We start from the raw sequence: 12,305 nt of genomic DNA on the forward strand, positions 1-12,305 counted from the left end.
AGTGGTGCATGAGAGATTGATTCAAGCGGGTGTTCATCCTAGGTTAAGTTTTACAAGAAACAATAAAGTTAGCAACGCCAGATTTACTGCCCGCCACTTGCGTAATGCTATTCAAGGTCAATGCGCAATGCTGATTTTTTTCATTCGTGAAATAGGTGCCTTGTCCTGCTGTAAGATATTTATTTTTGGTATTGTCAGCTTGGTTAAGCGAAGTCAGCGTGACATAGCTCCCTTTGCGGAATATTGAATGTCCAAAGGACACCTGACTATCAATCTTAAAGCCAGATTTGTCTGGCACCATCAAGTCTACGCCCCCGTAAACACCTTTTTGCGACTTGAGCGTTTGCTTGAGTGATGCATTCTCTTCCTGCAGTGCCGCTAGTTTGATGGACAGATTCTCACTATCTTGCTTGATGCTACTCACTGCGTCTAATGCAGAATTTAAATAAGCTTTGTCCTGACCGCTGATGGCACTTTGTAGCTTTTTAAGATTTTCTTTCACTGCATCAAACTGCTGATTTTGATTCGCAATAATGGCGGCAGAATCATCTAATTGAGGAAAGAAATATTCGGTTGCTCTGCCAATTAAACTTTCGGCAATAGCAGCAAAGGAGAAGAGAATGCCGGCGAGCAGTACCGTTATCAGCCTATTTTCTTTGATAACGGCGATGAATGCTTGTAAGCCTCTGATTTTATGACCACAAAATGCAATGATTTTTTTCATTTTATTGCAGACACCCTATCATAAGGCCTTGATAAAACAATAAACTAAATCATTCTGCATTTCAAGTTTGTTCATAACTTACATCAGATAAAACTGCTTCAGCACAGAAATCACCAAAGCGGATGTTCAAGGGTAAAAATTTATCTGTGTGAATTTAGTTGCTTCCAATTAATGGTTAGAAAAATAGTTGGACTTCACCGCCAAAATAGATATTTGAAATGCTTATCAAATATTTTCTATTGACTAAGCTATTTTACTTGCTAATTATGATGGTCGTCATATATGATGATCGTCATGAAAAAATCTATTGGCAAACAAAATACTTCCAGCCGTAAGGAAATTACGCATATGCGAATTGTGGAAACTGCTGCTCGGGCTATCCGTAGAAGTGGTTATGATGGCACAGGCGTAGCCGATATTATGAAAGAAGCAGGCCTCACGCATGGTGGTTTTTACGCACATTTCGCATCTCGTGATGCAATGCTTGCGGAGGCTGCTGATAAAGCCGGTGAAGAAACGGTTGCTATTGCTGAACATATATTCGCTAATGTTCCTGAAGATCAGGCACTGCAAGCTTTGATGCATGCATATTTATCAAATGAGCATATGGGCAACATTGAAAAAGGATGTTCCTTCGCAGCACTAGGTTCTGAGATGCCGCGCCAAGCCCCTGAGGTGAGGAAGGCTTCTACTTGCCGCATCAAGGAAATGATAGGCCTAATTAAAAATAAACTAGCAGACGAATCGAATCCATATGAAAAAGCATTGGTCATGATGTCCACCATGGTAGGAGCATTACTATTATCTCGTGCAGTCGATGACAATACACTTAGCGAAGATTTCCGTCAGGCAGCGTTAAAACACTACGATGCCAAAGAGTGATTAATTACTTACTAAGCACTTAGGCTTTTTTTTGACCATAAATATGATGGTTATCATATTTAAGCAACATGTTTTTATTCACTGAATTAAAAGGAGATACATATGAAAAGCAAGATCGCAATTGTGACAGGTGCATCATCAGGAATCGGTGCGGCAACAGCAGCGTTGCTCGCAAACTCTGGTTATAAGGTTTATGGGACGAGCCGAAAAGGAGCACAAGCCGCCCAACGCGCATACAGGATGATTGCGCTAGATGTAAATAGCGAGGCATCTATAGAAGCTGCCTTAAAAGAAGTAGTGCAAATTGAAGGCAGGATTGATTTGGTGGTGAACAATGCAGGCTTCGGTGTAGCGCCTGGTGGTGCCGAAGAGAGTTCAATTGAACAAACCAAAATGATTTTTGATACTAATTTTTTTGGGATTGTCCGCATGACGCGCGCTGTTGTGCCCTATATGAGAAAGCAGGGCGAAGGACGCATCATCAACATCGGCTCGATACTAGGATTGATACCTGCACCATACATGGCAACTTATGCTGCTACCAAGCATGCAGTAGAAGGCTTTTCAGAATCGCTAGATCACGAGTTGCGAACAAGAGGTATCCGTGTTTCTGTGGTAGAACCCGGTTATACCAATACGCATTTTGAAGCCAACACACTAGAAGTAGACGCAAAAATAGATGAGTACAATATTGCGCGAAAAGCGCTCGCAAAATTAATGAAAGTAGCTGTGGCAAACGGTGATGATCCAAAAGTTGTTGCCAATGTGGTATTGAAAGCCGCCAATGCCAAGCATCCAAAGCTCCGATACGCTGCTGGAAAATTAGCTTGCCGCTTGAGTTTTTTGAGAAGATTTGCGCCTGCTGTATTAGTTGATGGCGGCATTCGTAAAGAACTGAAGCTTGATTCTCTAGATAAAGTTGCTAGTCAACTATAGGAGACAATCATGAAATTATTATCTTTTTACCGACTTTCAGTGTTCAGTTCAATCCTATTTACAGTATTGTCTATTATCTTGATGTTTGCACCAGTTGTTATGCTATCAGCCTGGGGAGTGGAGTTAACAGATTCGGTAGGCTTGGTTGCTAGACGAATAGCAGCACTCTACGCTGGCATCGCTGTGATGTATTTTTTTGCAAGGAATGCAGAGCATTCAGCAACCCGAACAGCGCTCATCGTGGGCACCATCACCGCCTGCTTAATATTGGCGCTACTTGGCGTTTATGAGTTTGTTGCAGGGCATGCGTCGGGTGGCATTCTAGGATCTGTCCTGATCGAAGTCGTTCTTGTACTAGCATTTTTATATGTTGGCGCGCGCAAGAAATAAGCATTATCAAAACATCACCAAAACACTGGGAAAATATGATGAAAGCACTTATCTTAAAACGTTATGGAAAATCCGATCAACTTGCGTTCTTGGATATTCCCCGTCCTACAATTAAGTCAAACGAAATGCTCGTTCAGGTTCATGCCGTCGGGTTGAATCCAATCGATTACATGATTCCGAAAGGAGCATTTAAGCCCATCCTCAAGTTTAAGCTACCGGCAACAATGGGTAGTGATTTGGCCGGTGTCGTGGTGGAAGTGGGAAGTCGCGTGACGCGCTTTAAGACAGGCGATGCCGTTTTCGCCAGCATTTTCGACCTAGGCACGGGATCGCTCGCTGAATTGGCTGTCGTGCCCGAGACTGCGGCCGCGATCAAACCAGCAAATCTGGATTTTGTACAAGCTGCTTCAATCCCAATGGTCGGGCTCACATCATGGCAAGCACTTAAAGAACGGGCGCATCTCAAACCCGGCCAGAAGGTATTCATCCCAGCTGGTTCTGGAGGCATTGGCACATTCGCAATCCAGCTTGCAAAATATCTTGGCGCAAAGGTGGCAACAACTACTAGCGCAGCTAATGTAGGCTTAGTGCAGCGCCTTGGAGCCGATGAAGTGATTGATTATAAGAAGCAGGAATTTGAAGAGGTGCTACGGGACTATGACGTAGTACTAGGTACCATCAGGGGCGACGGAATCGAAAAATCTCTTCGGATTTTGAAACCCAAGAGCTGTGTCGTTTCACTCATCGGCCCGCCGGATGCTGCGTTCGCTCGCGCTAGAGGCATGAACTTTTTAATGAAGTTTATATTCGGGTTGATTAGCAGCAAGATCATCCGCCAAGCCGGGAAGCGCGGTATCCATTATTCGTTCTTATTTCTACATCCTGACGGCCATCAGCTTGCAGAGATTGGCAAGCTTCTCAACGCGGGTCACATCCATCCGGTGATTGACAAGGTGTTTCCGTTCGATGAAGCAAAGAATGCTCTTGCCTATCTTGAAGCAGGTCGAGCCAAAGGTAAGGTGGTAGTAAAAATCATTTGATTGCTACTAAACAATCAAACTAAATTATAAGGAACTGTTGATATACAAGGTCTGCTTCGGCCGGTAACTTAATTCTGCATGCTTGATCTGAACGGAACTTTGCCCCTAAGTTGACTGTAATCTTTGTAAAAGTGCCCAAACTCATCACTTAGGGTGGCAAATAAAAAAGGCTGAAACCCTGTGTCGGAAGTAATATAAATTTTTAACAAAAAAATATCATAAACTCTCACTTAGAAATTAAGTGCTTTTATTTAAGCAAAAATTAAATTTTGGTTTGGAAGCATAATCCTAACTAAAGTCCTACATTAGAACCTTTAATGTGTCTTGATGATTTCAGTGAAAAGCTTTTACAGCTGATCTGCCGCTTTGGGAACAAAGCAGAAGTACAGTGAGCCCTTCTATTAAAATTCCTCCCACTCACCATCATCGGTTCCTGTTCTGGCGAATGATTTAGGGAATGCAATTTTCTCTGTTTTAAATTCGGATTTATGATGAGCCTTGCTTGCGTTCGCCCGCATTGGACTCTTGGGTGAGCGTCTTTCAAACTTTGCTGTATTTTCTAACTTAAACACACTTACTGCCTGAACTAGACTTTCTGCCTGATCGACGAGAGATTCAGATGCAGCAGCAGCTTGCTCAACTAAAGCGGCATTTTGCTGTGTCACTTCATCCATGCTTGTTACAGCTTGATTCACTTGATTAATACCAGTGCTTTGCTCAGCTGATGCAGCTGCAATTTCTCCCATAATGTCAGTAACGCGCTGCACGGAAGATACAACCTCTTTCATGGTTTTGCCCGCTTGTTCAACCAGTAGCGTACCTTCAGCAGTTTTTGTGACTGAATCATTAATTAAGTCTTTGATTTCTTTTGCTGCGGATGCTGAACGTTGGGCTAAGTTACGTACTTCTCCTGCTACTACAGCAAATCCACGGCCTTGCTCTCCAGCACGTGCAGCTTCGACAGCGGCGTTTAATGCAAGTATATTGGTTTGAAAAGCGATACCATCTATAACAGAAATAATGTCCTCAATTTTCTTCGCACTTTCATTGATGGCGCTCATTGTCGTGACCACCTCATCTACAACTTCGCCACCTTTTAATGCCACACCTGAGGCTGCTGTCGCCAGCTGATTGGCTTGTTTAGCATTATCAGAGTTCTGCTTCACTGTGGTTGCTAGCTCTTCCATACTTGCGGCGGTTTCTTCTAAGCTTGAAGCTTGTTGCTCAGTGCGACTTGAAAGATCGTTATTACCGGTAGATATTTCTCCGGCTGCAGTATTGATCGTTTCGCCGGCTTCTCGTACTTGTACAATGATTTCAGTCATTTTATCCAACAGAGCATTTACACCATCACATAAACTAGCAATGGCCCCAGTTTTACCATCCAATGAAACACGACTACTCAAATCACCAATTTTAGCGCTTTCAATAATTGCTTTAGTTTCTTCCACTGCGTTGGCTAGAGTTTGTGCATTATTATGTTGCTCTGTGATATCAGTTGCATATTTAACTACTTTGAATGGCTTTCCATTCATGTCTGTAATCGGGTTGTAGATAGCTTGCATCCAGATTGTATTGCCAGCTTTATCTATCCGTTTGACTTGCCCCACTTGTGCTTCGCCCCGATTCAGAGCATCCCAAAACGCTCTGTAGTCATTGCTAGACCTGTAAGCAGGCTCTACAAACATGCTATGATTTTTACCTGTAATTTCAGATTCAGAATAACCAGATAGCTTCAGAAAAATATCATTAGCAGAGAGGACTTTTCCTGACAAATCAAATTCGATAACGCCTTGGCTTTTATGGATACCAGAAATTTGCCCAGCATTATCAGCTGCAATTAATTTGGATTGGGTGATGTCCATCGTGTAATTCACGATTTTGAAGGGGTTGCCTTTTAAATCATAGATTGGATTGTAAGAAGCTTGAATCCAGACTTCATGCCCATCTTTTGCAATGCGTTTGTATTGTCCAATATCTGAGCCACCTTTCACCAATTTATTCCACAAGGTTTTATAAGCTTCGCTTGAGGCAAAGGCTGGATCCAACACTTTTGCAACGTTGTTCCCAACCAACTCACCTTCAGTATAACCAAGCATGTCTAAGTAGGTTTGGTTGACTTTTAGCACAGTGCCATCTAAGGCAATTTCAATCACGCCTTGTGATTTACCAATGGCCGTGATTTGACCTTCAAAGTCAGCATTTTTAAGCTTTTGTTCGGTGATGTCGGTGGCATATTTAACTACCTTATAAGGCTTGCCCTCTGCATTCAATATTGGATTATATGTGGCATCTAACCACACCTCTTTTCCATTTTTACCTTTGCGTAGGAATTGTCCTGTGATCGACTCACCTTGATTGAGTTTCTCCCAGAATTTTTTGTATTCACCACTTTTAATAAACTCAGGTTCAACAAAGTCACTATGCGACATCCCAATGGCTTCTTGAAGCGTAAACCCTAAGATATTTAAAAATATATCGTTGGCTGCAGTTACCTTACCGTCTAAAGAAAACTCAATAGCCCCAGTAGACTTATTAATGGCAGAAAGCTGATTCTCAAATAATGCAGACTGCTCACGAGTCTCAATAGCGGTTTCTTTCAGCGTATTTTCATTCACACTCAATAAAGTCTGCATTTTCTTTAACGCCAGCAGCACATTACTGATTTCGTTATTTCCTTTTACATCGATGGGAGTGGTGTAATTTCCTACAGCTATCTGGTTGATCGCCTTCAAAGCAAGAGATAATGGATTAATAATTGAACGCGTAACGATCAGCCCCAATGCAATAATTGCTGCCATTTCTAAGCCCAATAGAGCCAATGAAGGGCTCTCTCCTCCCAACCAGACTTGCATACCTACAACTGCAACTGTTAAAAATGGCAAACTCAACAAACGCTGCTTTACCGATGCAATGCTGAGTAAATTCTTAATCTTATTGAGATAAGATATTTTGACCACTTTCCCATCGACGATAGCTAGACCCTTTGCATTCCCATCTTTGAATAGTTGATAAGCAGTTGTTGCTTCTAGAATTTGCTGGCGAGTAGGTTTTCTGCGTGCGGAAAGATAACCAGTCACCTGATTGTTTTCCATTACAGGAGTTGCATTGGCGACAACCCAATAAAAATCACCATTCTTAGTTCGATTCTTCACTAAACCAGTCCAGGGTTTGCCAGCCTTTAAATTTCTCCATAAATCTGCAAAAGCCTCGGCCGGCATATCCGGATGTCTAACAATGTTATGACTACTTCCAACCAACTCAGACTCTGAAAATCCGCTAATTTGGATGAAGTCTTTATTTGCATACGTGATCACGCCTCTAAGGTCTGTTCGAGTGAGCATGAATTGCGAATCATCAAACTGAACTTCATTATTGGTAATAGGCATATTTAATTTCATGATTGTCTTCTTTCAATTGTTAGTTGATGAGTGTTGCATCAAGAAATGCGAATTCTTGTGGACTCATAAGTTTTTCTATATCAACAAGGATTAACATTTGCTCATCTATGGTGGCCAGACCCACCAAATGCTTGGTGTCGATTGTTGATACTAATGAGGGGATATTGCGAATTTGTTCTGCTTTTAGGTCAATCACATCGGAAACACTGTCTACTACAATCCCGACATCACGGCCATTGAGGTTTAAAATAATGACCACTGTTAATTCGTCGTATTCCGCTTGTTGTAAGCCAAACTTAACTCTGAGGTCTACAATCGGGACAATTTTCCCGCGCAAATTAACTACGCCTTTAACGAATTCCGGGGTGTTTACAATTTTTGTTACGGTATCGTAGCCTCGTATTTCTTGGACCTTAAGAATCTCCAGAGCGTAACTCTCACTCCCAAGTGAAAAGGTAAGATATTCACCCGACGCGTTTTCAGCGTTAAAAGTGGATTTGTTCGACACGACTGCAGGACGTAGTTCCATGATTAAACCTCTAGGATAGATTTATATTTAAATCATATAACCATAATTAAAAAATGGGAATTGGTGAATGTCTGTTATTAATTACAGCGTTCGTCTGACATCTATTTTTAAAACTTCCTTATAAAATATGCCCCATGTATATGATCGTTAATGTAATGGTATTTAGTTCACACATTATTGATCTATATCAAATGATTGATTAAAAAATACCTTAAATTTACGCTGTAAAAATCCGTAAGAGATTTATATTCTACTAACCCACACCTTATAAATTAAAACAATACAAAAGGTTTTCCGACAATATAATTGGCAAGGGATCTTTTATTATGCAAAGCGAATTAAGCACTTATACAGATGGCGACAGGGACGTCTTAGCTAGTCATTACGCTGCGATTATCAAAGACGCGGATGATGCGATTATTGCGAATGACTTAAATGGAGTAATAACAAGCTGGAATAGTGCTGCAGAACAAATCTATGGGTATACCGCTGAAGAAATCATGGGAAGATCAGTATTTGTCCTATTCCCACCGGACAAGTTAAATGAAGAGGCTAGTATTCTTTATGACATTTCAAATGGAAAAAAACTAAAACATTACTACACCACTAGGCTACACAAAAATGGTGAGCTTTTGAACATCTCACTCACTTTGTCTCCAATTATTGATACTGACGGTAAAATCGTTGGTATATCAAAGATTGCTAGAAAACTCTGCGATACATCGAATCAAGCATGGCTTGCTGATAACCTTACACAACATACGGACTACTATGCTGCAATTATCGAATCCTCTGAAGATGCAATCATCAGTAAATCTCTGGATGGAATAGTTATCACATGGAACAATGCAGCTGAGAGAATTTTTGGATATTCCGCTAATGAAATGATTGGAAAGCCGATCACCACAGTGTTCCCTGAAAATAAATATGAAGAAGAGGAAATGATCTTAAGAAAAATTTCCAACGGTGAAAGATTTAAACATTTCCGCACGCAGCGGATTACGAAAGGACAAAAAACTATTGATGTTTCTGTCACTATCTCGCCCATTAAGGATGAGGATGGGAAGGTTGTAGGGGTTTCTAAAATAGCCAGAGATGTTACAGAGCTCGTTTTAAGAGATTCTATGGCAACCAAGCTTGCAATCAGATCCAATCACTTCAGCGCGATCGTCGAGTCTTCGGACGATGCAATTGTCAGCAAAACATTAGATGGTGTAGTCACAAGTTGGAATTCCGCTGCAGAATCTATTTTCGGGTATACAGCAGAGGAAATGATAGGCGAACACATGACCAAGATATTTCCAATCGACCGGCTTCAAGAAGAAGAAGAAATCTTAGAAAAAATAAAAAATGGAAATAAAGTAAATCATTTTCAAACTGTACGTCTACATAAAGACGGGCATGAAGTACATTTGTCCGTCACCATATCACCCGTAGTAAATAACGATGGGAAAATCATAGGCGCATCAAAGATAGCACGCGATATCACTGAAAAAATAAAATCTGAACGAAAACTTTGGCAATTAGCAAATAATGATAATTTGACAGACCTTCCAAATCGGCGACTTTTTATGAAACGGATAGAGTCTGAGGTACTAAAGGCAAGCAGTGAGAATGATAAGTTTACTGTTATGTATATGGATTTGAACGGGTTTAAACAAGTCAATGACAGTTATGGTCATGCAGTTGGCGATCAGCTGTTAATTCAAGTAAGCAGTAGATTATTGAGTTGCTTTAGACAATCAGATACGTTAGCTAGATTGGGTGGAGATGAATTTGCTGCATTGTTACCAGGCCTATCTAAACAAGAAGATGTATTAAATATGCATAACAAGATACAAGCAGTAATTTTGACGCCGTTTGAAATCAATAATTACAAAATACAAATTTCGGTCAGCATTGGTATTGCTACTTTCCCAGATAATGGAGAAAGCGTAGAGGCATTACTTCATTGTGCAGATACAAGAATGTATTATGAAAAATCAACAATAAAAGAATACGCTTATTTAAAAAAGTAAATAGTAGAGAATCAACATCCCGATAGCGATAAAAAATAATTCTTACATTTAGTAAAAACATTATTAAGGATATTGCTTTGCTATATCGCTCGTCAGCCATCAATTTATCAACACTCTTAAGAGCTTCATTCATTTGTGCTATATGTATTAATTTACTGGTAAATACTCTCGCAAGAGCTCAAGGGCAACTGAGCTCGGAAATTGAATTAGAAGTTAAACAACTAAATCTCTCACAAGATGAAAAAGATTGGGTCAACTCTCATGGACAAGTGAAAGTTGGAGTAAAAAGTGGGTGGATGCCAATAGAATTTCAACTTGAAAGCGAAGTGCATCGAGGTGTTACAATCGATTATTTGGCTCGGATATCACAGCTTACAAACATCGATTTTAAGTTAATAGATTATGCAGATAGCATTGATTACAAATCCATTGAAATGATTTCTAGCGTTAGTGGCAGCAATGTCCGCGATAACCACTATCATTTACTAAGCGCGCCCTTCTTAAGCATTCCGAATGCAATTTACATTAACAAAAAAAATCACTCAAAACTCAACGGACTTGAATTAGGTGAAATGGGTGCAGTCAGGATAGCCATTTATAAAAATGGTCCTATAGCACAAAAAATTCGTGAAAATTACCCTGATATCAAGCTGGTTTACGTAGATATTGCGGATGAAGCATTTGAGTATCTCAAGAACGATAAAATCGATGCTTATGTTGGCAATGAGCTGGTCATTGACTACCATATTGAATTTCATCGTTTAAATTTTGCCGAAAAATCAGGATTAACACCATACAACTCTGATATTTCAATGGCAGTCAGGAATGACCTACCTCATCTATCATCTATCCTACAAAAATCGCTTGCAGTAATAGGGAAAAATAACGATAGCCTGATTAGTTACTGGAAATATAATACAACCAATGATGAGGTTGTTTTAAAGCAGACTTTATTAGCTGTAATAGTAATTTTTCTTATCGTGCTGTACTTTTTTTATCAAGTAAAAAAGAAAGCAAACTTACAAAACGCAGAAAATCAGCAACAACTATGGCGCCAAGCAAATTATGATGCATTGACCAATCTTCCCAACCGAGAGTTATTAATAGAAACATTAACATTTGCAATTAACGAGTCAAAAAAAACCAACACAAAGATCGGAGTGTTTTTTATTGATTTGGATAGCTTTAAAGACATCAATGACATTTCTGGTCACGCAATTGGTAGTAAATTACTACAGGAAGTCTCGGTTAGGATATCAAACTGCTTAAGGGTAAATGACTTTACAGCAAGATTTGGCAGTGATGAGTTTGTAGTTATCATCCCTAATGTCAGAGATTTACTAGTGCTGGAGGGGTTGTGTCAAAAAATTCTCAATATCTTGAGATTACCATTCCAGATAGATAACGAGCTGCTTTTCATTTCTGGCAGTATTGGCATTGCGATTAGCCCTGATGACAGCATTGATGCAGAAGAGGTATTAAAATTTGCAGATCAAGCAATGCGCGAAACGCAAAAAAATGGGAAAAGTGGTTACCAGTTCTTTTCAAAGCCAATCCACTTAGCGAAGACTAATAAACTCACTTTAATTAATGATCTCAGATCTGCTGTGCATGAAAGTCAGCTCGAGCTTTATTATCAGCCTGTAATAAGGTTGTTCGACAAAAAAATTGTGAAAGCTGAGGCCTTAATTCGTTGGAACCATCCTACACGTGGATTTATCAGACCTGATGAGTTTATATCCATCGCTGAAGAATCAGGATTGATTGTTGATATCGGGGAGTGGATATTCAACCAAGTGATTGCTGACTTTAAAACGATTAAAGATAACTTTCAGGCCCCATTCCAGATTGGCATCAATGTATCTCCCATTCAATTCTTTCATCCAAATATATTAACCGAGTTTTTGGATCAACTCGGAGCAAATGCCATTACTCCAACACATGTTTGTTTGGAAATAACCGAAGGATTATTAATGGAGTCAACTTTGGAGATAGAGGCATTAATCAGAAGATTAAAAGGATCTGGGATTAAGCTGTCAATCGATGACTTCGGTACCGGCTATTCCGCTCTCGCTTATTTGAAAAAATTTGATATTGATTTTATAAAAATAGATAAATCTTTCACTAAAAACATTGAATCTGACACATATGATCAAAAACTGTGTAGTTCAATCATTCAAATGGCACAGCAGTTGCAAATAAAATCTATAGCAGAGGGTGTTGAAAGAAACAGTCAGGAAGCTATATTGCAAAAATTGGGTTGCGATTATGTGCAAGGGTATTTATATGGGAAACCACAGCCGTTAAGACATTTGATTCAATTAATGAATCACGATACTTTGGATACGCATATGCACTAAAACATGTACGTTTAGCCAAAATGTT

General features: G+C 39.9%; 9 protein-coding genes. 6 read left to right on the forward strand and 3 right to left on the reverse strand.

Going from position 1 to position 12,305, the window contains the following annotated elements; all coding sequences use genetic code 11:
* Window positions 1-43 precede the first annotated feature (43 nt).
* Entirely contained in the window at window positions 44-724 is a 681-nt protein-coding gene (locus FG11_RS01255; RefSeq protein ID WP_025223770.1) for a hypothetical protein, read from the reverse strand.
* Between the two features lie 282 nt (window positions 725-1,006).
* On the opposite strand from FG11_RS01255, the gene FG11_RS01260 reads away from it, so the two are divergent.
* The 4 genes from FG11_RS01260 (at window position 1,007) to FG11_RS01275 (ending at window position 3,972) form a co-directional block, all read left to right on the forward strand.
* Window positions 1,007-1,606, forward strand: a complete 600-nt coding sequence (locus FG11_RS01260) for a TetR/AcrR family transcriptional regulator (RefSeq protein WP_047532666.1) — start codon at window positions 1,007-1,009, stop codon at window positions 1,604-1,606.
* 102 nt (window positions 1,607-1,708) lie between these two features.
* Window positions 1,709-2,542 carry an oxidoreductase gene (locus FG11_RS01265; RefSeq protein WP_047532668.1) on the forward strand — a complete coding sequence of 278 codons (834 nt, stop codon included), beginning with the start codon at window positions 1,709-1,711 and terminating at the stop codon, window positions 2,540-2,542.
* Window positions 2,543-2,551: 9 nt separating this feature from the next.
* Window positions 2,552-2,932 (forward strand): hypothetical protein, encoded by a 381-nt coding sequence (locus tag FG11_RS01270; protein ID WP_047532670.1) that lies wholly within the window; start codon window positions 2,552-2,554, stop codon window positions 2,930-2,932.
* A 35-nt stretch (window positions 2,933-2,967) separates the two neighbouring features.
* Window positions 2,968-3,972, forward strand: coding sequence for an NADP-dependent oxidoreductase (locus FG11_RS01275; protein ID WP_327036990.1), 1,005 nt, complete (start codon window positions 2,968-2,970; stop codon window positions 3,970-3,972).
* A gap of 401 nt (window positions 3,973-4,373) precedes the next feature.
* Here FG11_RS01275 and FG11_RS01280 read toward each other — a convergent pair whose 3' ends face one another.
* Window positions 4,374-7,373 carry a PAS domain S-box protein gene (locus FG11_RS01280; RefSeq protein ID WP_047532672.1) on the reverse strand — a complete coding sequence of 1,000 codons (3,000 nt, stop codon included), beginning with the start codon at window positions 7,371-7,373 and terminating at the stop codon, window positions 4,374-4,376.
* Window positions 7,374-7,392: 19 nt separating this feature from the next.
* Window positions 7,393-7,902 (reverse strand): chemotaxis protein CheW, encoded by a 510-nt coding sequence (locus FG11_RS01285; protein ID WP_047532674.1) that lies wholly within the window; start codon window positions 7,900-7,902, stop codon window positions 7,393-7,395.
* A gap of 326 nt (window positions 7,903-8,228) precedes the next feature.
* Between FG11_RS01285 and FG11_RS01290 the strand changes: the two genes are divergently transcribed.
* Together FG11_RS01290 and FG11_RS01295 are read left to right on the forward strand one after the other, a co-directional pair.
* On the forward strand, window positions 8,229-9,920 hold the full coding sequence (locus tag FG11_RS01290) for a sensor domain-containing protein (RefSeq protein ID WP_052184891.1): 1,692 nt from the start codon (window positions 8,229-8,231) through the stop codon (window positions 9,918-9,920).
* 77 nt (window positions 9,921-9,997) lie between these two features.
* Complete coding sequence (locus FG11_RS01295) at window positions 9,998-12,280, forward strand: EAL domain-containing protein (protein WP_052184892.1); 2,283 nt, start codon at window positions 9,998-10,000, stop codon at window positions 12,278-12,280.
* The last annotated feature ends 25 nt before the right edge of the window (window positions 12,281-12,305 follow it).

Origin of the sequence: Methylotenera sp. N17, from assembly GCF_000799155.1 — a bacterium.
In the GTDB taxonomy this organism is placed as follows: domain Bacteria; phylum Pseudomonadota; class Gammaproteobacteria; order Burkholderiales; family Methylophilaceae; genus Methylophilus.

Coding starts and splice junctions, on each gene's coding strand:
- FG11_RS01255 (WP_025223770.1), bottom strand. CDS start 724: ATGAAAAAAATCATTGCATTTTGTGGTCATAAAATCAGAGGCTTACAA.
- FG11_RS01290 (WP_052184891.1), top strand. CDS start 8,229: ATGCAAAGCGAATTAAGCACTTATACAGATGGCGACAGGGACGTCTTA.
- FG11_RS01280 (WP_047532672.1), bottom strand. CDS start 7,373: ATGAAATTAAATATGCCTATTACCAATAATGAAGTTCAGTTTGATGAT.
- FG11_RS01265 (WP_047532668.1), top strand. CDS start 1,709: ATGAAAAGCAAGATCGCAATTGTGACAGGTGCATCATCAGGAATCGGT.
- FG11_RS01285 (WP_047532674.1), bottom strand. CDS start 7,902: ATGGAACTACGTCCTGCAGTCGTGTCGAACAAATCCACTTTTAACGCT.
- FG11_RS01260 (WP_047532666.1), top strand. CDS start 1,007: ATGATGATCGTCATGAAAAAATCTATTGGCAAACAAAATACTTCCAGC.
- FG11_RS01275 (WP_327036990.1), top strand. CDS start 2,968: ATGATGAAAGCACTTATCTTAAAACGTTATGGAAAATCCGATCAACTT.
- FG11_RS01270 (WP_047532670.1), top strand. CDS start 2,552: ATGAAATTATTATCTTTTTACCGACTTTCAGTGTTCAGTTCAATCCTA.